The following is a 20,149-nucleotide window of genomic DNA, read 5'->3' on the forward strand; positions in this document are numbered from 1 at the left end:
GATTCGCGCCTGGGGGAAGACGGCGATTTCAAATGTTTCCTTGAACCCCACGGGCGACAGGTGTTAGCTGCACCGCACCATTTTCTGGAACTGCGCATGAAATTGCCCCCGCGTGATACTTATGAAGCCCTCTATCGCGACTTTCGTTGGGAGATTCCGGCGAAATTCAACATAGGACATGCTGTTTGCGATGCCTGGGCCGAAAGTGAGCCGGGTCGGGTCTGCCTTCAGCATTTCAATCCGGACGGCAATCACTTTTCCATGACCTATAGGGAGTTGCGCGATCGTTCCGCCTCCTTTGCCAATGCGCTTGTTTCGCTCGGGGTGCGGGCAGGAGATCGGGTGGCGCTGCTGCTGCCGCAGAGCTTCGAGACGGTCGTCGCGCATGTGGCGATCTACAAGATGGGGACGATCGCCTTGCCTCTGGCCCTGCTGTTCGGTGCGGAGGCGCTGGAATACCGGCTGAAGGCATCAGGCGTATCGGCCATCGTCACGAACCGGTTCGGCCTCGAGCGGCTGCGCCCGATCAGGGACCGGCTGTCCGAATTGACGCAGGTGATCAGCATCGATGGCGCCGAAGAGGGCGTTGCCGGCTTTGCCGATCTGGTCGCCGCGCATCCGCCCTTGTTCGAGGTCGCCGATACCGGCCCGGACGATCCGGCCTTGATGATCTTCACCTCGGGCACGACCGGCCCGCCCAAGGGTGCGCTGCACGGTCATCGTGTGCTACCGGGGCATATTCCGGGCATGCAATTCGCCCATGAGGGCTTTCCGCAGGCTGGCGACCGGCTCTGGACGCCGTCGGACTGGGCCTGGGCCGGCGGTCTCCTGAACGCGCTACTGCCGAGCCTGATGCTCGGTGTTCCCGTCGTTTCCTCGCCGGCACAAAAATTCGATCCCCATATGGCTTTCCGCATCATGGCCGAGATGGAGGTGCGCAATGCCTTCATTCCGCCGACGGCACTGCGCCTGCTGAAGTCGGTCGACAATCCGCGGGCGCATTACGATCTCAAGCTGCGTACCATCGGTTCGGCCGGCGAAGCGCTTGGCCGCGAAACCTTCGAATGGGCGCGGTCCGCGCTTGGCGTGAGCGTCAACGAATTCTTCGGTCAGACGGAATGCAATTTCGTGCTCTCTTCCAGCGAAGCCTTCGGCGCCAGCCGTGCTGGCGCGACGGGCAAACCAGTACCCGGCCATCGAGTCGCAATTGTCGATGCCCATGGTATCGAGGTTCCCGTGGGCGAGACGGGACAAATCGCGATCAAGCGGCCTGATCCGGTGATGTTCCTCGGCTACTGGCAGAACGAGGCAGCGACGGAGGCGAAATTCGCCCATGACTGGCTGCTGACGGGCGATATCGGCCGCCAGGATGCGGATGGCTATATTTCCTTCGTCGGCCGCGACGACGATGTCATCACCTCGTCGGGCTATCGCATCGGGCCTAGCGAGATCGAGGATTGCCTCGGCGGCCATCCCGCCGTGCAGCTTGCCGCGGCGGTGGGAAAGCCGGACGCGGTCCGAACGGAAATCGTCAAGGCCTATGTCGTCCTCGTACCGGGTCGCGAGCCGAGTGACAAACTGGCGATCGAGATTCGCGAATGGGTGAAGACCCGGCTTTCCATGCACGAATATCCGCGCGAGATCGAATTCGTCGATGCGCTGCCGCTGACGACATCAGGCAAGGTGATCCGTCGCCTCCTGCGCGAGCGGGCGATCGCTGAGGTCAGCGCTTCGTAAGCGACAGGATCTTTTCGCGCAGCAGCTTCGCCATGTTGCGGGTGCTGCGATACATGTGCAGCTGCGTGGTTACCTGACGCACGTCGCGGTCACCGTTCGGCGTCAGGCCGATGATCAGCGTGCCCATGTCCTCGCGTTCGTGCCAGAAACGGCTCATGATCGGATGATCCGGCACGGCGCAGGAATCGGAGCGGACAACGTTGGCGTCGTCGAGATGCCATTCCGTCAATTCACCCATCAGCAGCTTGCCCGGCGAATAGCGGGCATAGGCCTCGTCGAATGCCGTCTTCCACGTATAGGCTTCGCCGCCCATGATCAGCACGATCATCGAGGCGACAGCCTTACCATTGAGATCGATGGTGTGGATGCGCACCGCGTCGATGGCTGCAAGATTGGAAATTGCCTCACGGGCGAAGGCGGCATGGTGGCGGTCGGTGACCAGCGCCGAGCGCTTCTTGCCCTTCCAGCCGCTTGCTTCCAGCGCCAGGAATTCTTCCATGCGCCTATGAATATCGCGAGGCTGACGCGCGACGCTGTAGGTGACTTCGCCATGGCTTTCCAGCAGCCGCCATTGGCGGCGCATTTCCCGCAAGTGCGCGTTGGAAATCGTCCGCCTGAGGTAGGTAAGCGCGTCGTCATTGCTCTGGAGCATAGGACGCTGGAACGGGTTGGCGACGGCGATCGGCAGGTTCCGGCCGATGGCGATGACCTTGGCCATCTGGACGAAGTGACCGTTGAGACGGACATCCGGCAATACGAGCGTGCTTGGCAGATGCAGTTCCGGCCGGGAGAGCGCTTCGAGGAGGTTGTCGAGCGTTTCGCCGGCATCCTCGGCGTCGAGCAAAGGCGTGCCGAGCGGGCCGAAGGAGTTCGACCAGACCCGGATAATGGACGGGCCGATCGCAAAGCCAGGCTTGTCGACCGTGAAGGGCATCAGCAGCCGGATGCGGCTGCGCGTGCTGCTGTTGTCGCGCATGAGCGCCAGACGCACCTGCCGATCCTCGAGGCGCGGCATGGCGGGTGCGAGAAAGCGCCCGGAGAAGAAGACGTTCGGCTCCATGGCGCGATTGGACAGGAAGTCCAGCTCGTCCTGCAGCTCGTAGCCGAGCTTGCCGGGATAGAGGCAGAATTCGCGGCCGGCACGGCCGACCTCGACGCGGGCTTCGGCTTTCGGTGTTTCGAAATGCAGCGCTGCGAGCGTATGGGTCAGGGCGTTCACTTGGCTGTCGGTGGTTTCGGTGTAGGGGGGACGTGCCATAATCAGAAAACCCTCGTTGCCGATGAGGCCGACGAGCGTCGGAGGAGGGCGAATAGGGTGATGCCGAGCGCACGGCGGACGGCGATGTGCAGGAGCAGCGCTTCGATCGCCATGGCGGTGGCGCCGGCAATTGCCGCTCCTTCGATGCCGAGATGCGGGATGAGCGCGACGTTCAGGCCGACGTTGGCAACGAGCGCCACAGCATAGAGATAGACGCAGAGCATCTGCTTGTCCGCCATGGTCAGGAGCACTTCGGCAGGGCCGACGAGCGCTCTCGCAAGAATTCCGGCAAGCAGGATCGCCATCACGATCTGGCCCTCGGTGAAGGCGGCGCCGAACAGCGACAGCAGGAGCTGCCCTGCCGCCAGCACCACGAGACCGAGGGCAAGTGCCGGAAAGAAGGACCAGCGTGTCGCCTCCGTGGCAAAGGCTGCGAGCTTGCTTCGGTCACCTTCCGCAAGGATGGCGGCAAAGCGCGGCCCGATGGCTGCCCTGACGGCGAAGGAGACGAAGAGCACCAGCGCCATCGTCTTGGCGGCGGCGAAATAGACGGCGACTTCATCCGGATCGAGGAAAATGCCGACGACGATGACGTCCGAATTGGTGAGCAGGTAGCCCACGCCCTCGACCAGGAAAATCGGTAGGGCCACCGCCGTCCAGGCGTTGAATTCGGTGGCTTTCGGGCCGCGTGGGTAATGGCGGCGCAGACGGAACGTCATCGCAAGATATTGCAGCAGGACACTGGTGAAGGCGCCGGCGAGCGCCGCGGCCATGGCTGTGACGGCATCGCGTGGCGCGCCGGCGAGGATCGCAGCCACCATGAAGAGCAAGATCAGGGTCGGGCGGATCAGGAAGGTTGGGCTGAGCGCCATGATCGGCCAGTGCTTGGCGCGGGCCGTACCATCCAGCACGTCTCCGAGCGAAATCATCGGCACGGCAATCAGGCCGAGGAAGATCGGCATGACATAATAGTGCTCGACCATGCCGCGGAAGGCGAAGAGCAGCAGCGCGCCGATCAGTGCCAGCGTGCTCGAGACGGCGACCACGAACAGGCGTGCCGAGGCGTTCAGGCCGCGAATGGCATTATGATTGCCGCTGGCGTCATACTGCGGCAGGAAGCGGATGATGGCCGTGGGGAAGCCGAGGCAGGCGAGATTGCCGAACAGGATCATCAGGACCCAGACAAAGACGAAGATGCCGTATTCGAACCGTCCCATTAGGCGGGCCAGAATGATCTGCGAGAGAAAGGCAAGGGCAGCACCTGCAACGCGGATCGTGAAGGCGATCAGCGCCATGCGCTGCGAGACTGCCTTTTCGTCCCGGCCGGTGAGCATAGCGACGACTTTGCGCAGATACGGCGATAGCGCGGCCCGCAATGCGGACGGCAACATTCTTTCCGCTGTTTGAAAGACCGCCATGATCGATACGCAATACTTTAAGTATGATCCCAAACTCGCGTTAGTCTTGGCAGAGGAGAGTTAAGAATCGGTTCTTGCGACACGTAAAAGTGGCTTTGCCGAAGTGGAGGGTTGCTTATCAAGCGTGCGGGAAAGCAACCATGAGACGCAATTGGCCCTCAGATTGCCGCGTCATGCTGCTGGCGCAGGAAACGGGTGGCGGAGGTTTGGTCGGTATGTAGAATCCAGGGTCTATCGGAGGAGGATTTCATGCTCATACTTCACGATTATTTGCCGTCGCAGAATGGCTGGAAGGCCAGGGTTCTGTTCGGATTGCTCGATATTCCCTATCAGACCCGCCTGGTATCCATCTTCGAAGGTGAGGGGCGCACGGATGCCTTCTTCGAGATCAATCCGGCAGGAGGCATCCCCGTTCTCGAACTGGAGGATGGGCGAACGATTGCGGAATCGAATGCTATTCTCACCTATGTTGCCGAGGGCACGCGGTTTCTTCCGGCGGATCGCTATCTGCACGCCAAGGTCATGCAGTGGCTATTCTTCGAACAATATCATGTCGAACCGGTCATCGGCACGCTGCGCTTCTGGACGCTGACGGGTCGGCTCGAATCCAACGCCGTTTTGGGGGAGGCCAAGCGCGCGGGCAGCCTTCGTACGCTTGCAGCGCTCGAGCGCGGGTTGAAGAACACGCCTTTTCTCGTCGGTGAGGAGTTCTCGATCGCGGATATTGCGGTTTATGCCTACGCCCACAGAGCGGCGGATTGCGGTTTTGATCTTGCCGATTATCCCGCGTTCACAGCTTGGCTCGATCGTGTGCTTGATGTCATCGGACCAGGCTACCCGGTCCATCTCTACAGTGAGGATCCGCATTCCGCTGTCTGAACGCGGTGGGCGTGCCTGAGACATTTGTCGGCGGCGCCTGTCGGCGAATTGTTGTGATCTCTGATCGTTGCAAACAAAAATGCCGCCCGAAGGCGGCATTTTTGTTCATTGCTATCGATTGCGCGGCTCAGACCACTTCGCTGCTTTCGAAGGCGCCGTGGCAGTGCTTGTACTTTTTGCCGGAGCCGCAGGGGCAAGCCTCGTTGCGGCCGACGCGGCCCCAGGTGGCCGGATTGCGCGGATCACGATTTTCCGGTGCCACAGCGCTCTCATTTGCAAGCGTGAACGGTGAGAATTCGTCCTCACCGGTCGTCGCGTCGATATGACGGGCCTGCATCGGCGGCGTTTCCGGTTCGGCCGGCTGCTGCACCAGTTCGACGCGCGAAAGCTGCGCGGTCACGGCCTGGCGGAGATTGTTCAACAGCGCCTGGAACAGCTCGAAAGCCTCGGCCTTGTATTCCTGCAGCGGATCGCGCTGAGCATAGCCGCGGAAGCCGATGACCGAGCGGAGATGGTCGAGGTTGACGATGTGCTCGCGCCAGAGATTGTCCAGCGTCTGCAGCACGATGGAGCGCTCGACATAGGTCATGATCTCTGGGCCGAAGCGTTCGGCCTTTTCGGTCGCAGCCTTTTCGGCAGCTTCCGTCAGGCGCGCACGGATATCGTCTTCAGCGATGCCTTCTTCCTTGACCCAGTCATGGATGGGCAGATCGAGATCGAAGAAGTTGGCGACAGCCGTCTTTAGGCCGTCGGCATCCCACTGTTCGGCATAGGCGCGCTCCGGAATATGTCTAGCGACGAGATCCTCGATGACGTCATGGCGCATGTCGCCGACGAATTCGGAGAGGTCCTTCGATTCCATCAGCTCGACGCGTTGGTCGAAGATGACCTTGCGCTGATCGTTCAGCACGTCGTCGTACTTCAGAACGTTCTTGCGGATGTCGAAGTTGCGGGCCTCGACCTTCTTCTGGGCACGTTCGACAGCCTTGTTGATCCAGGGGTGGACGATGGCTTCGCCTTCCTTGAGGCCGAGCTTCTGCAGCATGCCGTCCATGCGGTCGGAGCCGAAGATGCGCATCAGGTCGTCCTGGAGCGACAGGTAGAATTTCGAGCGGCCCGGATCGCCCTGGCGGCCGGAACGGCCACGCAGCTGGTTGTCGATACGGCGGCTTTCATGGCGCTCGGAGGCGATGACGTAGAGGCCGCCGGCAGCGATCGATTTCTGCTTGAGTTCCTTGATCTCTTCGGCAATGCGGGCAATGGCCGCGTCGCGTTCCGGCCCCGGCTCCATCTCATGCAGGTCGCGCTCGACCCGCATTTCCAGATTGCCGCCGAGCTGGATGTCGGTGCCGCGGCCGGCCATGTTCGTGGCGATCGTCACCGCGCCAGGAACGCCCGCCTGGGCGACGATGTAGGCTTCCTGCTCGTGGTAGCGTGCGTTCAGAACCTGGAAGTTGGAGAAGCCACGCTTGCGCATGAGGTCGGCGAGAAGTTCGGATTTCTCAATCGACGTCGTGCCGACCAGCACCGGCTGGCCGCGCTTGTGCGCATCGAGGATCTCGTTGATGATCGCGTTGTACTTCTCGGCATGCGTACGATAGACCTCGTCGTCCTCATCGATACGCTGGATCGGCAGGTTGGTCGGCACCTCGATCACGTCGAGGCCGTAGATGTTGCCGAATTCCTCTGCTTCCGTCGAAGCCGTACCGGTCATGCCGGCGAGCTTGTCGTACATGCGGAAATAGTTCTGAAAGGTGATCTGCGCCAGCGTCTGGTTTTCCGGCTGGATCTGCACATGTTCCTTGGCTTCCAGTGCTTGGTGCTGGCCGTCCGAATAGCGGCGGCCTGGCATCATGCGGCCGGTGAATTCGTCGATGATGACGACCTCGCCGTTGCGGACGATATAGTCCTTGTCGCGCTGGAAGAGCTTGTGCGCCTTGAGCGCATTGTTGATGTGATGGACGATCGCGACGTTCTCGACGTCGTAGAGCGATTCACCCTTCAAGAGGCCCGCTTCGCGCAGCATGGTCTCCAGCTTCTCGGTGCCTTCTTCGGAGAAGTTCGCCGAGCGCTGCTTTTCATCGATTTCATAGTCTTCCTTCGCCAGGCGCGGAATGAAGGCGTCGATGGTGATATAGAGATCGGAGCGGTCGTCGAGCGGACCGGAGATGATCAGCGGCGTGCGCGCTTCGTCGACCAGGATCGAGTCCACTTCGTCGACGATCGCGAAGCTATGGCCGCGCTGAACCATCTGGGCGCGCTCATATTTCATGTTGTCGCGCAGATAGTCGAAGCCAAGCTCGTTGTTGGTGGCGTAGGTGATGTCGCAGGCATAGGCGTCATGGCGCTGTTCATCCGACAGGCCGTGGACGATGACGCCTGTTGTCAGGCCGAGGAAGCTGTACAGGCGGCCCATGGTGCCGCTGTCGCGCTGCGCCAGGTAATCGTTGACGGTAACGACATGCACGCCCTTGCCGGCCAACGCGTTCAGATAGACCGGCAGGGTTGCGACCAGGGTCTTACCTTCACCGGTCTTCATTTCGGCGATGGCATTGGAATGAAGGATCATGCCGCCGATCAGCTGCACGTCAAAGGGTCGCATGCCGAGAACGCGGCGCGATGCTTCGCGGGCGACCGCGAAGGCGGGCACAAGGATATCGTCCAGCGTCTTGCCTTCCGCGAGCTGCTGGCGGAACTCAACCGTCTTGGCGGCCAGAGCTTCATCGGACAGCGCACGCATCTCCGGTTCGAGCGCATTGATTGCAGCTACTTTCGGCTGGAACGATTTGACCCGGCGGTCGTTGGACGAGCCGAACAACTTGCGGGCAATTCCACCTAGGCTGACCATGTGACTGGTCCTTTCTGAGATTTCATCCTGCCGTTTCCTGCTTTATCCCTTCCCGAAAAAAACGGGAGTATAGCACAAAACGGCCGGAAACTGTTCTGGACGCGAGGTTGCGTGACAGATAAGAGGGGGGTCGATTGATGTCAACGGGATTTGGCCGATACAGAAAGGCCACATTCTCCTGCTGAAGGCTTTTTCACGCCGGATTCACATCTGTCGAGCCGGTCGAGATCACCGAAGGGTTATTTTATGTTGAAGTATAACAAACTTGCTGCGGTTGCTTTCGCAACAATCGTTACCTTCCAGGCTCCGGTCTTCGCGGCCGACGCCAAGGATCCCGTTGTCGCCAAGGTCGGCGATGTCGAAATCCATCAATCCGAACTCGATCTGGCAATCGCCAATCTCGATCCGCAGCTCGGCCAGCTTCCGGACGACCAGAAGAAGGTCGCGGCACTTTCGGCCTCGGTCGACGTGAAACTGCTGTCGCAGAAGGCTGCCGCTGAGAAGCTCGACCAGACGCCGGACTTCCAGGCTCACATGGCCTATCTGCGCGACCGCGAGCTGCACAATGCTTATTTCAAGGCTCACGTTGCCGACTCCATCAAGGATGACGAAGTCAAGGCTCGTTACGACAAGGAAGTCGCAGCCCTGCCGAAGCAGGAAGAAGTTCATGCCCGCCACATTCTGGTAAAGACCGAGGATGAAGCCAAGGCGATCATCAAGGAACTCGATGCCGGCAAGGATTTTGCCGCACTTGCCAAGGAAAAGTCCACGGATCCGAACAAGGCTGACGGCGGCGATCTCGGCTATTTCGGTCATGGCCGCATGGTCAAGGAATTCGAAGACGCGGCTTTCGCGCTGCCGGTCGGCACTTATACCAAGACGCCGGTCAAGACCGATTTCGGCTGGCACATCATCAAGGTCGAAGACAAGCGCAATGCTCCTCCTCCGCCGTTCGACCAGGTCAAGGACCAGGTTCGTCAGCTCGTCATGCGCGACAAGTATCTTGAGCTTCTGAACAAGGCCAAGACGGACACCAAAGTCGTCATCAACGACCCGGCGCTCAGCAAGGCCTATGACGATGCGCAGAAGCAGCAGGACGCGGCCCCGGCCGACGACGCCATTGCGCCTGCTGATGGTGCAGCAGCGCCCGACGCGCAGCCGCAGCAGTAAGTCACAGCGGTTAAACCATTAGGGCCCGGTTTTCCGGGCCTTTCACTATTAGGTGGCTCTCATGTCCGGTTCCGTCTCTCCGCTCGCTCCCAAATCCTTTGCTGCCATGCCGGCCCTTCGCGGCGTGCGCATGACCACGGCATCCGCCGGCATCAAGTACAAGAATCGGACCGATGTCCTGTTGATGGTCTTCGACAAGCCGGCCGCCGTTGCCGGCGTCTTTACGCGTTCGAAGTGCCCTTCGGCTCCGGTCGATTTCTGCCGCAAGAATCTCGCACACGGCAGCGCGCGCGCCGTCGTCGTCAATTCAGGCAATGCCAATGCCTTCACTGGTCTGAAGGGCCGTCAGGCGACGGAACTGACCGCCAAGTCCGCGGCCGCCGCCGTCGGCTGCGGTGAAAACGAAATTTATCTTGCCTCCACCGGCGTCATCGGCGAGCCGCTCGACGCCACCAAGTTTGCCGGCGTGCTCGACACGATGGCCAAGGACGCCGTCAGCGACTTCTGGTTCGAAGCCGCCAAGGCGATCATGACCACGGATACCTATCCGAAGGTCGCGACCCGCGCAGCCGAGATCGGCGGCGTCAAGGTGACCATCAACGGCATCGCCAAGGGTGCCGGCATGATCGCCCCAGACATGGCGACGATGCTCTCCTTCGTGGTCACTGATGCCGATATTTCCTCGACCGCCCTGCAGACGCTGCTGTCTGAAGGCGTCGGCCCGAGCTTCAACTCCATGACCGTCGACAGCGATACCTCGACCTCCGATACGCTGATGCTCTTTGCCACCGGCGCCGCTGCGGCTGACGGGCAGGCGCATATCGAGCGTGCCGACGATCCGAAGCTTGCCGCCTTCCGCGCCGCTCTCAACGAGTTGCTCAGGGATCTCGCCATCCAGGTCGTGCGCGACGGCGAAGGTGCCACCAAGATGCTCGAAATCACCGTGACCGGTGCCGAAAGCGATGCGGCTGCCAAACGCATAGCCCTTTCGATTGCCAATTCGCCGCTGGTCAAGACCGCCGCCGCCGGCGAAGACGCCAATTGGGGCCGCGTCGTCATGGCTGTCGGCAAGGCCGGTGAAATGGCGGATCGCGACAAGCTTGCCATCTGGTTCGGTGATGTCCGCGTCGCCGTCAATGGCGAGCGTGACGCTTCCTATTCGGAAGAAGCCGCCTCGAATGTCATGAAGCAGCAGGATATTCCCGTGAAGGTCGATCTCGGCCTCGGCAATGGCCGCGCAACGGTCTGGACCTGCGACCTCACCAAGGAATATGTTGCCATCAATGGCGACTACCGGAGCTGATATCTCGCTGATGCATGCGCAGTCCACGATAAACAAGCTGCCCCTGGTGCGCAGGCTGGAAGCCGTCGGCTTCCGCGCTTGGCCTGCCTCGTCGGTGCAATATGATGGCAGCTGGCAAATCCGGCTAACGGCGGGTCATCCGTCGAAGCGGCTGAATTCTGTGGTGCCGCTCGATCCCTCCGATCATCGCGATCTCGAAATCCGGCTGGCAAAAGCGCAGCGCAAGTTCGAGGCCTATGGCAGGCCGATGGTGGTGCGCGAGACGCCGCTCGCCTCGCCTAAGCTCATCGATCTCCTGCGGGAGCGCAGGTGGACATGTTTCGACGAAACGATCGTCATGACCGCCAATCTGGTCGATCTCGAACTGCCTGACATGCTGGATCATCTGCCGAGCCACGATGTAGGCCGCTATGTTGATGCCAGCCTGCTGGTTGATGGGGCTGATCCCGCCCTGAAGCCCGCGCTGGCGGAGGTGGTGAGCAGCATCAAGCCGCCATCGGGTCTCTTCGTCATCGAAAATGACGATGCCGGCCCGGTGGCGACCACGCTGTGCGTGCAGGATAATGATCTTGCCGGCATCATGTCTGTCGCCGTTTCCGTACAGCATCGGCGCAAGGGTCTAGGAGCCGAGATTCTGACATCGGCGCTTCGCTGGGCACGCATGCGCAGCGCTAAAACCGCCTGGCTTCAGGTCAGCGCCGACAATGCTCCGGCTCTGGCGCTCTATGTCCGCTTCGGTTTCCGAGAAGCCTATCGCTATTGCTATTGGCAACCGCCGGGGGCTGCATGAACGAGGCTGGCCGCAAGATCGTTCTCGTCGCCGCCTGCGCGCTTATCGACACGGATGGCCGCATCCTGCTGGCGCAGCGTCCCGAGGGAAAATCGCTCGCTGGGCTCTGGGAATTTCCCGGCGGCAAGGTGGAAGCCGGTGAAACGCCGGAGGAGACCCTGGTGCGCGAGCTTCAGGAAGAGCTGGGTATCCAGACGAAGATCGCCTGCCTTGCGCCCCTGACCTTTGCCAGCCACACCTACGAAACCTTCCATCTGCTGATGCCGCTATACATCTGCCGGCGTTACGAAGGAATCCCGCATGGCCGGGAAGGGCAGGCGATCAAATGGGTGCGGCCGCAGGCTTTGCGTGATTACCCCATGCCTCCAGCCGACGAGCCGTTGATCCCGTTCCTGCAGGATCTGCTTTAGCTTCTATGGCAAGGGCTGAGACAGCGCTGCCTTCCGGCGGCGTCGCGCCGTATCTAGATATCCTTGAATTTGAAAGTTGATTTTGCGAGCTGATCGAGGTGGGAGACGCCGGGCTCTCTGGGGGACGCATCCGTCCGCCAACCGCCTTGAGCAAACCTGGCATGTGTAAATTCCCACAACCCAAGATAATAAAATATATCATGGCGGTATATCATGGCGCGCAAGCGTCGGCCTCTATTATTTGGTGTATAGAGGAAATCTTCTGGCAATGCGTGTGTCTGCGCGGCGAACTTGATGTCCCGTAGCGGGGCGGATCTCTTTCGCGTTTACGCAGAGATGGTTTGGAATGCGTTAAGGCGGCGCATCGAATTTATGGTTAACGATAATTAGCCATTTAAAATCAGATCTATAGCCTGATTCGGCCATTGTCCCAGAACTTTACGTCTCATTAATTTGCATGTGGATATTAAGGGATCGTTTATGACCTTCTGGCATTCAATTCTCTCAATCAAGCGGGTTGTTGGGTGCGTTAAAGAAGGCTTGACATAATGGACGACGATTTCTGGAAAGCTGTTCAGGAAAAAGAGCAGTCCTATTCCACGTCGCGCAGGACGGGCGCGTTGAATATCGCTTTGCTGTTCGGTACGGCGGCGGTAGCGCTTTCGCTTATTCTGACCCCGATGCTATCAGACAAATCCAAGTCGCGCGTGCTTGCAAGCGCGCCGGATATCGACAATATTGCCACGGGTTCGATCCCGCAGACCGAAAACGGCAAGCGATATACGATCCGCCGCAGCGTTCTGCAGCAGGAACCGGGCTCGGTCTGCATCGTCCAGGGTTATGGTGCCGATAACGGCTGCCAATAGCGCATTTCCAGGAAAAGTGCGCAGCGGTTTTCCGTCCGGAATGCGTAAGGAAAAAATAGAGCGTTTTCGCGCATTGAAGCGGAAATGCTATAGTGCATGAGCATAGCCTGCCGGATGCCATGACGAGCATCGGATTCATCAGTTGTCCAATGCTGGGAGCTTCGAGCTTATGCGTTCCGTTCGGCGTATTTTCACCGATAAGACCGGTGCCACGGTCATTGAATACGGCCTCATTGCAGCCCTGATGTCGGCTGCAATCATCAGCGGTGTCGGCGCTTTCGGCGGCAGCCTATCAAGTACATTCAACCTTCTGTCCAATACGATACAGAATTCGGCGGCGTCCCAGAACTGATACGGCCGGTAAATCTTTGGCTACTGTTTGAGCTTGTGCTCTTCAACCTTGAGCGCTTCGGCCAAACGCGCCTTGGCCGAACCCGGCCGCAGCGGCTTCTGCTGGCTCTCATGCGGCGTCCAGCCTGAGACATAAATGATCGAGAATGTTGCCCTGATCCGCCCGTCCGGATCGGAATAGCGTTCGGCATAAAGTTCGGCTGCGCGCAAGAAGAAGGCGCGCGTCAGCGGTTTGCGGCTGCGGTCGACGAGCGGATTGGTCATGCCCATGGCGCGCAGGTCGCGCATCAAGGCAAAGAGATTATCGTAGCGCACTGTATAGGTCTCAGCGTCGATGACGGGCAGTGTAAAGCCGGCACGCTGAAGAAGACCGCCGACATCGCGGACATCGGCAAAGGGGATGACGCGCGGGCTTGCGCCACCCGTCAGCTCGATTTCGGTTGCGAGCAGCACGTCGCGCAATTCCTGCAGGGTTCCCGAGCCGGGGATCGCTGCCAGGAAAAGGCCATCCGCCTTCAGCGCTCGGCGGATCTGAATGAAGACGCCGGGCGTGTCGTTGGTGACATGCAGGCTGAGCGGGGAGAGCACGAGGTTGACCGATTCCGGCGCGAGCGGCAGCTCCTCCGGCGGCGCCTCAATGATAGTCTCGCCGGTTGCGGCAAAGCCCTTCTCGCTTTCGATCCGTTTCAGGTGACCGATCTTGCCCGTCTCCAGGGCCAAGCGCGCGGCAATGCCTGTCGCGCCGTGCAGCTCGACCGCTTCGTCAAAATGGCGTTCGGTGACAGCAAGCCGTTCCGCCAGTTCGCCGGCGGCGATATCGAGCAGGAAAGCCGCTTTCGTATCACTTTGTTTTAGTGCCCGGCGTTTACGGGCCGAAAGCAGCGATTGGTCGAACACGATTTCCATGGTGGTTTCCTGCGATATCATCAATTCGGCTGGGCACGTCGGGCACACGCGTTTCTGTCGCGCAACTCCGGGCGGAAAACCGCTATACACTTTTCCTGGAATTGCTAGTCTCAATCATATGGGGATGATGGGACGCGAAATCACCTTGTCTATGCTGGGCGCCTGGCTGAAAAGGCCGTGGGTGGCGCTTGCCGATCTCGTCTATCCGCCGGCGTGCCCAGGCTGCGGAGTTTCCGTCGGCGCGCATCGCGGTCTTTGCCCCGTATGCTGGTCCGCCATCCGCTTCATCGAGCGGCCTTATTGCGAAGTGCTCGGCAGCCCGTTTTCTCATGATCTCGGCGTGGGAATTCTGAGCGCCGAGGCGATTGCCGATCCGCCAGTCTTCGACCGCCTGCGTTCTGCTGCCGTTCATGACGGCATCGTGCGGGATCTCGTTCTCAGCCTGAAATATCGCGATCGTACCGATCTCGCGCCGATGATGGCCGGCTGGATGCTGCGCGCCAGCGATGGCACGATTGCGGATTGCGATGCGATCATTCCGGTGCCGCTGCACCGGGCGCGGCTGTTTGCGCGCAAGTACAATCAGGCGGCCGAGCTTGCTCGGCATATCGCCCGCCTTTCGGGCAAGCCGCTGCTGGCGGCAACGCTCCTGCGCGTCAAACGCACAAGCCAGCAGGTGGGTTTGGGAGCCAAGGCGCGGCAGGACAATGTGCGCGGCGCTTTCGCCGTTTCCGAGCATCGGGCCGCCGATATATTCGGGCGGCGCATCGTTCTCGTCGACGACGTTTATACGACCGGCGCCACGGTTGCCGCGGCCACGCGCGCGCTGAAGAAAGCAGGTGCCGCCGATGTCACTGTTTTGACCTTTGCAAGGGTCGTCGGCCATCTTATATGACAGTCAATATAGGCTTTTCCGGAGTGGATCATGGCATCCGTCGTTATCTATACGCGTGAATTCTGCGGCTATTGCGCCCGTGCAAAATCCCTGCTCGAATCCAAGGGCGTCGATTATGTCGAGCACAACGCCACTTATTCGCCCGAAATGCGGCAGGAGATGATCGCCAAGGCGAATGGCGCCTCGACCTTTCCGCAGATCTTCATCAATGGCGAGCACGTCGGCGGCTGCGACGACATCCACGCACTCGACCGGGCCGGCAAGCTCGATCCGATGCTGGCTGCCTGATCCATAGACGAGGGAGAGACCGATGAGCTTCAAGGCTGCTGCCATCCAGATGTGTTCCGGCGTCGATCCGGTGAGGAATGCGGCTGATATGGCGCGTTTGGTGCGGGATGCAGCCTCCAAGGGTGCGATCTACGTGCAGACGCCGGAGATGACCGGTGCCGTTCAGAAGGATCGGCCGGCCATGCGTGCCGTGCTGCAAGACGAGCCGAACGATATCATCGTGAAGACGGCCTCCGAACTGGCGAAGGAACTCGGCATCCATCTGCATATCGGTTCGACCGCCATTGCGCTCGATGACGGCAAGATCGCCAATCGCGGCTTCCTCTTCGGTCCCGACGGCAAGCTTATCAATCGCTACGACAAGATCCATATGTTCGACGTCGATCTCGACAATGGCGAAAGCTGGCGCGAAAGCGCCGTCTATCGGCCGGGCTCGGAGGCGCGCATCGCGTCGTTGCCGTTCGCCGAGCTCGGCTTTTCCATCTGCTACGATGTCCGCTTTCCGCAGCTCTTCCGCGCCCAGGCCGTTGCCGGCGCCGAGGTGATGACGGTGCCTGCTGCCTTCACCAAGCAGACGGGCGAGGCGCATTGGGAAATACTTCTCCGCGCCCGTGCCATCGAAAACGGCATGTTCGTCATTGCCGCCGCTCAGGCCGGCAAGCATGAGGACGGCCGTGAGACCTTCGGCCATTCGATGATTATCGATCCCTGGGGCAAGGTGCTGGCATCGGCCGGCGGTACGGGCGAGGCTGTCGTCATCGCCGAGATCGATATAGCCGCAGTCAAATCAGCCCATGACAAGATACCGAACCTGAAGAATGCGCGTGAATTTTCGCTGGAGAAGATCGCGACGCCGGCGGCTGGAGGCGTCGCTGCTTGATCCGTTATTCGCTTACCTGTGACAATGCCCATGAGTTCGAGGGCTGGTTTTCTGAAAGTGCCGATTTCGACCGCCAGGTCGCAAGCGGTTTCCTCACCTGTCCGGTCTGCAATTCGGCTGCGATCTCCAAGCAGCTGATGGCGCCTTCGGTTTCGACGGCGCGCAAGAAGGACGAGATGCAGACGCTCGCCATGGATGCGGCGCGTAAAGAGGCGATGACCAAGCTCAAGGAAGCAGTCGACGCCATCAAGGCGAATGCCGAGGATGTCGGCACGAAATTTCCGGAAGAAGCCCGTAAGATCCATTACGGCGAGGCGGATGCGCGCGGGATCATCGGCAAGGCGACGCCGGACGAAGCACAGGCTCTCGTCGAGGAAGGCATCGAGATCGCTGCCATTCCCGTACTCCCCGAGGATATCAACTGATGCCGGTCGCCGGCAGCAAACATCTCGCCATGTATAATTTCGGGCTGCATGTCGCAGCCTATGAAAGCCCCGCAGTCGAAGGATTTCGGCTGCGAGAAGCGGCGAATTTCGAGGCGGCCGCGCGTGCTCACGGTTTCATTGGCCGCTCCGGCTATGCCGGCGAGCCCGGCACTGCCTGTTGGGGCGAGCAGGTCTTTCCGCGTTTCATCGAGTGCAGCGGCTTTCAGACGGCGCCATCGTCGCTATCGCTGTGGGCCGATATCGAATCGCTGATGGCATTCACCTATAGCGGCGTGCATGCCGACGCCCTGAAACATGGGCGGCACTGGAATGTCAGGCAGAGCTGGCCGCCGCTTGTCCTTTGGTGGGTGGAAGCTGGAGCCGTTCCACGGTGGCAGGATGGGGTCGAGCGCCTTGAACACCTTCATGATCATGGCGCAAGCCCGAGGGCGTTCTCATTCAAGCAGCCCTATCGATCCGATGGTCAGCCACTTGAGATCGATCGTTCTCGTATCAAGGAGATCGTTACGCTCAACGCTGCCACGCAGGGCGAGTTATTGGCACATGTGCTGACACTGAAGATCTGAGGCAGATGCCCGATCAGCTCAGGTTCGCCCGCTTGGCCAACAGCATATAGTTGACATCCATGTCCTTCGAGAGATTCCAGCGGTCCTGCAGCGGTGAATAGAAGACGCCGGTGCGGGCGGTGATCTCGAGACCACTTGCGGCAAGCGGCTTTTCGATCTCCTCCGGACGCACGAGCTTTTCGTATTGATGGGTGCCGCGCGGCAGCCAGCGCAGGAGGTTTTCGGCGGCGAAGATGGCAAGTGCCGCTGCCTTCATGGTGCGGTTGATGGTCGCAACGAACATCAAGCCGCCGGGTCGCACCATTTTTGCGCAGGTCGACAGGAAGAATTCGACGTCGGCGACATGCTCGACCACTTCCATGTTCAGCACGATATCGAAGGTTTCGCCGGCCTCGGCTAATTGTTCGGCGGTGACGGCGCGATAATCGACCGGAACGCCCGAAGCTTTCGCGTGCGTCGAGGCGATGCCGATGTTCTTTTCGGAAGGGTCGGCACCGATGACGGTGGCGCCCATGCGCGCCACCGGCTCGGACAGCAGGCCGCCGCCGCAGCCGATGTCGAGCACGCGCAAGCCCTCAAGCGGTCGGCTGCTCTTCGGGTCGCGGTCGAAATTCTCGCAGGCGCGGTCGCGGATATAGGCGAGGCGCACCGGATTGAACTTGTGAAGCGGTTTGAACTTGCCGGTCGGGCTCCACCACTCGGCCGCCATGGCGGAGAAACGGTCCACTTCGCTCTGGTCGATCGTGCTCTTTGCCGTTTCGCTCATGGCTCACTCCATCATTTGGGTCGTTCCGCGGTTCGGACGACTGCAAGCAATAATTCTACCCGAAGGGTGAAGTCGGACGATCGATGCACGATGTCAAGGGCCTGTGGCCACCGATCGGCTGTGGGGCATCTCGATCGCGAGATGCGAATTGCGATGCGGAGGTTGACATGGAGGTATCTTATGGCCGATCAATCGCCGGGCTGTGAAATGACTTTCGGAACCGGGATCGATTGCGATCGACTGGCCTGTAGAGGAGCTCCTCATGAGACCATTCCGTCTCGCGACGATCGTCGCTATGGGCTGGCTTGCGGCTAACCATGCAAATGCCGGGGACGGCAAGGGGTTCCGCCTGACGATCGATGGAGTCAGCGTCGGCATCAATCCCGGCGATACGCTTGAAGTCACCATGAAGGATGGCCGCAAGGTCCCGGTGGAGCTGCAGCGCAGCGAGACGGTGACCTTCACCGGCGGCAAATTCTCCTTCGATCATGACGGCAAGTTCACGGTCGCAAAGACGGATCTCGGCGACGGCGTGCAGCAATATACGCTGATGACGCCGATCGGCACAGGCATCATCGTGCAGGTCTATAAGGGTCTCAACCCTTCCAGCTATACCGATGTCGTACTCCAGCAGATGGTGCAGGAGAGCATCAATGGCGGCGCGAAAATCAGCAAGCGAGCGACCCAGCGCACATTGCCGAGCGGCACCGTGCTGAAGGGCGTAAAGGCCGAGACGACCACGGACGACGACGTCATGGAGTATGAGATCGTCGCGACCGGCCGGCCGGAAGGCGGCGTGCTTGTCGCCACCTTCCTCAACAAAGAAAATATCCCCAAGGAAGGGGGCATTCTCGACAAGCTCTGGTCGACCTTAAAAGTGGATTTTTAGGGTAAACTTTTCATCGCCTCTGGCGTCCGATGCTATTGCGCCTGCCCGACAAACTCGCTAAGAGACGGCCCCATTGAGATCACGCTTTTCCGGCTACCGAACCGGGAGGGCGATTTTGCATGTCGGGCTTTCCGCATTCGGCCGCCCGGCGCAGGGTACTGGTAGAGGCACATGGCACGCATCGTGATGAAATTCGGCGGGACCTCCGTCGCGGATCTGGACCGTATCAAGAACGTCGCACGCCATGTGAAACGCGAGGTCGATGCCGGTCACGAAGTGGCAGTCGTCGTTTCCGCCATGTCCGGCAAGACCAACGAGCTTGTTGGATGGGTCCAGAACATGCCCAAGGTCGCCGGCGCCAATCATTCGATCTATGATGCGCGTGAATATGATGCTGTCGTGGCTTCGGGCGAGCAGGTCACGTCTGGCCTTCTGGCGATTGCCCTGCAGGCGATGGGCATCAACGCCCGCTCCTGGCAGGGCTGGCAGATCCCGATCCGCACCGACAACGCCCATGGGGCCGCCCGTATTCTCGAGATCGAGGGCGAGGACATCATCCGCCGCATGGGTGAGGGCCAGGTTGCCGTCGTCGCCGGCTTCCAGGGGCTCGGCCCCGACAACCGCCTCTCGACGCTCGGCCGTGGCGGCTCCGACACCTCGGCCGTTGCGATCGCCGCCGCGGTGAAGGCCGATCGCTGCGATATCTACACGGATGTCGACGGCGTCTACACGACAGATCCGCGCATTGAGCCGAAGGCGCGCCGCCTCAAGAAGATCGCCTTCGAGGAAATGCTCGAAATGGCGTCTCTCGGCGCGAAGGTGCTGCAGGTGCGCTCGGTCGAGCTTGCCATGGTGTTCAAGGTCCGCACTTTCGTGCGCTCTTCTTTCGAGGATCCCGATGCTCCGGGCATGGGCGATCTGCTTAATCCGCCCGGAACGCTGATTTGTGACGAGGAAGAAATCGTGGAACAGGAAGTAGTCACCGGCATTGCCTATGCCAAGGATGAGGCTCAGATCTCGCTGCGTCGTCTTGCCGACCGGCCGGGTGTTTCCGCCGCGATCTTCGGGCCGCTGGCCGAAAACCACATCAACGTCGACATGATCGTCCAGAACATTTCCGAAGACGGCTCCAAGACCGATATGACCTTCACGGTCCCCTCGGGGGACGTCGAGAAGGCGCTGCGCGTTCTCGGCGAAAACAAGGAAAAGATCGGCTACGACGTCGTCCAGAGCGAATCAGGTCTGGTCAAGGTTTCGGTCATCGGCATCGGCATGCGCTCGCATGCGGGCGTGGCTGCGACCGCTTTCAGGGCACTTGCCGAAAAAGGCATCAACATCAAGGCTATTACGACGTCAGAAATCAAGATTTCCATCCTGATCGACGGTCCTTATGCAGAACTCGCAGTCAGGACTTTGCATTCCTGCTACGGTCTGGATAAGAGTTGAGTCACGACTGCTGACGACGGACCGTGACGGAGGCGAG

Annotated in this window: 20 protein-coding genes; 15 read left to right on the top strand and 5 right to left on the bottom strand. The window is 60.3% G+C overall.

Features of this window, described 5'->3' with window-relative positions; genetic code table 11:
- Positions 1–96 precede the first annotated feature (96 nt).
- Entirely contained in the window at positions 97–1,737 is a 1,641-nt protein-coding gene (locus PH562_RS19325; protein ID WP_285174865.1) for an AMP-binding protein, read from the top strand.
- On the opposite strand, the gene PH562_RS19330 is transcribed toward PH562_RS19325, so the two are convergent.
- The gene (locus PH562_RS19330) at positions 1,724–2,995 is read right to left on the bottom strand and encodes a GNAT family N-acetyltransferase (RefSeq protein WP_285174867.1); all 1,272 of its coding nucleotides are present in this window, start codon (positions 2,993–2,995) and stop codon (positions 1,724–1,726) included. The genes PH562_RS19325 and PH562_RS19330 overlap by 14 nt on opposite strands.
- Before the next feature lie 2 nt (positions 2,996–2,997).
- Entirely contained in the window at positions 2,998–4,413 is a 1,416-nt protein-coding gene (locus PH562_RS19335) for a lipopolysaccharide biosynthesis protein (RefSeq protein ID WP_285174869.1), read from the bottom strand.
- A 249-nt stretch (positions 4,414–4,662) separates the two neighbouring features.
- Between PH562_RS19335 and PH562_RS19340 the strand changes: the two genes are divergently transcribed.
- On the top strand, positions 4,663–5,292 hold the full coding sequence (locus PH562_RS19340; protein WP_285174871.1) for a glutathione S-transferase family protein: 630 nt from the start codon (positions 4,663–4,665) through the stop codon (positions 5,290–5,292).
- Between the two features lie 127 nt (positions 5,293–5,419).
- Here the strand turns inward: PH562_RS19340 and secA are convergent, their stop codons facing one another.
- Complete coding sequence (secA, locus tag PH562_RS19345; protein WP_285174873.1) at positions 5,420–8,140, bottom strand: preprotein translocase subunit SecA; 2,721 nt, start codon at positions 8,138–8,140, stop codon at positions 5,420–5,422.
- A gap of 246 nt (positions 8,141–8,386) precedes the next feature.
- Here secA and PH562_RS19350 point away from each other — a divergent pair, with 246 nt between their 5' ends.
- The 6 genes from PH562_RS19350 to PH562_RS19375 all read left to right on the top strand — a co-directional run bounded on the left by PH562_RS19350 (position 8,387) and on the right by PH562_RS19375 (position 13,031).
- Positions 8,387–9,310 (top strand): peptidylprolyl isomerase, encoded by a 924-nt coding sequence (locus PH562_RS19350; protein ID WP_113231625.1) that lies wholly within the window; start codon positions 8,387–8,389, stop codon positions 9,308–9,310.
- A 61-nt stretch (positions 9,311–9,371) separates the two neighbouring features.
- Positions 9,372–10,613 carry a bifunctional glutamate N-acetyltransferase/amino-acid acetyltransferase ArgJ gene (gene argJ / locus PH562_RS19355; RefSeq protein WP_285174875.1) on the top strand — a complete coding sequence of 414 codons (1,242 nt, stop codon included), beginning with the start codon at positions 9,372–9,374 and terminating at the stop codon, positions 10,611–10,613.
- Positions 10,594–11,403, top strand: coding sequence for a GNAT family N-acetyltransferase (locus PH562_RS19360; RefSeq protein WP_285174877.1), 810 nt, complete (start codon positions 10,594–10,596; stop codon positions 11,401–11,403). Before argJ ends, PH562_RS19360 begins: the two co-directional genes overlap by 20 nt.
- Positions 11,400–11,813, top strand: a complete 414-nt coding sequence (gene mutT / locus PH562_RS19365; protein WP_113231628.1) for an 8-oxo-dGTP diphosphatase MutT — start codon at positions 11,400–11,402, stop codon at positions 11,811–11,813. The genes PH562_RS19360 and mutT overlap by 4 nt, the downstream gene beginning before the upstream one ends.
- 548 nt (positions 11,814–12,361) lie before the next feature.
- Positions 12,362–12,679, top strand: a complete 318-nt coding sequence (locus PH562_RS19370; protein WP_113231629.1) for a hypothetical protein — start codon at positions 12,362–12,364, stop codon at positions 12,677–12,679.
- 169 nt (positions 12,680–12,848) lie between these two features.
- A complete protein-coding gene (locus tag PH562_RS19375) occupies positions 12,849–13,031 on the top strand; it encodes a Flp family type IVb pilin (RefSeq protein WP_069612954.1) in 183 nt (60 codons plus the stop codon).
- A 20-nt stretch (positions 13,032–13,051) separates the two neighbouring features.
- Here PH562_RS19375 and PH562_RS19380 read toward each other — a convergent pair whose 3' ends face one another.
- Positions 13,052–13,936: a methyltransferase domain-containing protein gene (locus PH562_RS19380; RefSeq protein WP_285174883.1), complete on the bottom strand. Its 885-nt coding sequence runs from the start codon at positions 13,934–13,936 to the stop codon at positions 13,052–13,054.
- 118 nt (positions 13,937–14,054) lie between these two features.
- On the opposite strand from PH562_RS19380, the gene PH562_RS19385 reads away from it, so the two are divergent.
- From PH562_RS19385 to PH562_RS19405, 5 genes are read left to right on the top strand one after another with little or no spacing between them, the layout of a single operon-like run.
- Positions 14,055–14,831, top strand: a complete 777-nt coding sequence (locus PH562_RS19385) for a ComF family protein (RefSeq protein ID WP_285174885.1) — start codon at positions 14,055–14,057, stop codon at positions 14,829–14,831.
- Positions 14,832–14,861: 30 nt separating this feature from the next.
- Positions 14,862–15,119, top strand: coding sequence for a glutaredoxin 3 (gene grxC / locus PH562_RS19390; RefSeq protein WP_015341281.1), 258 nt, complete (start codon positions 14,862–14,864; stop codon positions 15,117–15,119).
- 22 nt (positions 15,120–15,141) lie between these two features.
- The gene (locus PH562_RS19395) at positions 15,142–15,999 is read left to right on the top strand and encodes a carbon-nitrogen hydrolase family protein (RefSeq protein ID WP_113231632.1); all 858 of its coding nucleotides are present in this window, start codon (positions 15,142–15,144) and stop codon (positions 15,997–15,999) included.
- Positions 15,996–16,424, top strand: a complete 429-nt coding sequence (locus PH562_RS19400; protein ID WP_285174888.1) for a DUF1178 family protein — start codon at positions 15,996–15,998, stop codon at positions 16,422–16,424. Before PH562_RS19395 ends, PH562_RS19400 begins: the two co-directional genes overlap by 4 nt.
- Positions 16,424–17,011 (top strand): DUF3291 domain-containing protein, encoded by a 588-nt coding sequence (locus tag PH562_RS19405; protein ID WP_285174889.1) that lies wholly within the window; start codon positions 16,424–16,426, stop codon positions 17,009–17,011. Before PH562_RS19400 ends, PH562_RS19405 begins: the two co-directional genes overlap by 1 nt.
- Positions 17,012–17,024: 13 nt before the next feature.
- On the opposite strand, the gene ubiG is transcribed toward PH562_RS19405, so the two are convergent.
- On the bottom strand, positions 17,025–17,777 hold the full coding sequence (gene ubiG / locus PH562_RS19410) for a bifunctional 2-polyprenyl-6-hydroxyphenol methylase/3-demethylubiquinol 3-O-methyltransferase UbiG (RefSeq protein ID WP_285174891.1): 753 nt from the start codon (positions 17,775–17,777) through the stop codon (positions 17,025–17,027).
- 262 nt (positions 17,778–18,039) lie between these two features.
- On the opposite strand from ubiG, the gene PH562_RS19415 reads away from it, so the two are divergent.
- Positions 18,040–18,666 (top strand): hypothetical protein, encoded by a 627-nt coding sequence (locus PH562_RS19415; protein WP_285174893.1) that lies wholly within the window; start codon positions 18,040–18,042, stop codon positions 18,664–18,666.
- A gap of 171 nt (positions 18,667–18,837) precedes the next feature.
- On the top strand, positions 18,838–20,112 hold the full coding sequence (locus PH562_RS19420; protein ID WP_113231637.1) for an aspartate kinase: 1,275 nt from the start codon (positions 18,838–18,840) through the stop codon (positions 20,110–20,112).
- The last annotated feature ends 37 nt before the right edge of the window (positions 20,113–20,149 follow it).

It is taken from the genome of Rhizobium centroccidentale (genome assembly GCF_030182565.1).
Taxonomy (GTDB): Bacteria; Pseudomonadota; Alphaproteobacteria; order Rhizobiales; family Rhizobiaceae; genus Rhizobium.

Coding starts and splice junctions, on each gene's coding strand:
- PH562_RS19325 (WP_285174865.1), top strand. CDS start 97: ATGAAATTGCCCCCGCGTGATACTTATGAAGCCCTCTATCGCGACTTT.
- PH562_RS19330 (WP_285174867.1), bottom strand. CDS start 2,995: ATGGCACGTCCCCCCTACACCGAAACCACCGACAGCCAAGTGAACGCC.
- PH562_RS19335 (WP_285174869.1), bottom strand. CDS start 4,413: ATGGCGGTCTTTCAAACAGCGGAAAGAATGTTGCCGTCCGCATTGCGG.
- PH562_RS19340 (WP_285174871.1), top strand. CDS start 4,663: ATGCTCATACTTCACGATTATTTGCCGTCGCAGAATGGCTGGAAGGCC.
- secA (WP_285174873.1), bottom strand. CDS start 8,140: ATGGTCAGCCTAGGTGGAATTGCCCGCAAGTTGTTCGGCTCGTCCAAC.
- PH562_RS19350 (WP_113231625.1), top strand. CDS start 8,387: ATGTTGAAGTATAACAAACTTGCTGCGGTTGCTTTCGCAACAATCGTT.
- argJ (WP_285174875.1), top strand. CDS start 9,372: ATGTCCGGTTCCGTCTCTCCGCTCGCTCCCAAATCCTTTGCTGCCATG.
- PH562_RS19360 (WP_285174877.1), top strand. CDS start 10,594: ATGGCGACTACCGGAGCTGATATCTCGCTGATGCATGCGCAGTCCACG.
- mutT (WP_113231628.1), top strand. CDS start 11,400: ATGAACGAGGCTGGCCGCAAGATCGTTCTCGTCGCCGCCTGCGCGCTT.
- PH562_RS19370 (WP_113231629.1), top strand. CDS start 12,362: ATGGACGACGATTTCTGGAAAGCTGTTCAGGAAAAAGAGCAGTCCTAT.
- PH562_RS19375 (WP_069612954.1), top strand. CDS start 12,849: ATGCGTTCCGTTCGGCGTATTTTCACCGATAAGACCGGTGCCACGGTC.
- PH562_RS19380 (WP_285174883.1), bottom strand. CDS start 13,936: ATGGAAATCGTGTTCGACCAATCGCTGCTTTCGGCCCGTAAACGCCGG.
- PH562_RS19385 (WP_285174885.1), top strand. CDS start 14,055: ATGGGGATGATGGGACGCGAAATCACCTTGTCTATGCTGGGCGCCTGG.
- grxC (WP_015341281.1), top strand. CDS start 14,862: ATGGCATCCGTCGTTATCTATACGCGTGAATTCTGCGGCTATTGCGCC.
- PH562_RS19395 (WP_113231632.1), top strand. CDS start 15,142: ATGAGCTTCAAGGCTGCTGCCATCCAGATGTGTTCCGGCGTCGATCCG.
- PH562_RS19405 (WP_285174889.1), top strand. CDS start 16,424: ATGCCGGTCGCCGGCAGCAAACATCTCGCCATGTATAATTTCGGGCTG.
- ubiG (WP_285174891.1), bottom strand. CDS start 17,777: ATGAGCGAAACGGCAAAGAGCACGATCGACCAGAGCGAAGTGGACCGT.
- PH562_RS19415 (WP_285174893.1), top strand. CDS start 18,040: ATGAGACCATTCCGTCTCGCGACGATCGTCGCTATGGGCTGGCTTGCG.
- PH562_RS19420 (WP_113231637.1), top strand. CDS start 18,838: ATGGCACGCATCGTGATGAAATTCGGCGGGACCTCCGTCGCGGATCTG.